At 62.7% G+C, this 284-nt stretch carries 1 pseudogene; it reads left to right on the forward strand.

Annotated features, from left to right (window positions below):
- Nucleotides 1-87: 87 nt before the first annotated feature.
- Nucleotides 88-284, forward strand: a pseudogene (locus KBI52_RS00390) (universal stress protein); the annotation flags it as partial.

The following is a 284-nucleotide window of genomic DNA, read 5'->3' on the forward strand; positions in this document are numbered from 1 at the left end:
CCTTGCGGCAGATCAAGGCGGCGTACCTCGATCATGCGGTAGTCTTCCAAGGTTTTCATTCGAGACAGAGAAAACGGGAGGGACGACATGATCGGGAACATCAAGAGCGTGTTGATCGGCCTGACGAAGGAGTTCGGCCCAGAGGAGACCTCGTCCGCCTTGGCTTACGGTCTCTCGCTGGCGCAGCAGGCGGGCGCCCATGCCACCGTCCAGGCCGCTTCCGTCAAGCTTGACCTGTCGAGTGCCGGGATCAGCAAGGTCGTGGCCGGCCTCGTCCGGGCGGA

The organism is Microvirga sp. HBU67558 (assembly GCF_018069605.1).
In the GTDB taxonomy this organism is placed as follows: domain Bacteria; phylum Pseudomonadota; class Alphaproteobacteria; order Rhizobiales; family Beijerinckiaceae; genus Microvirga; species Microvirga terrae.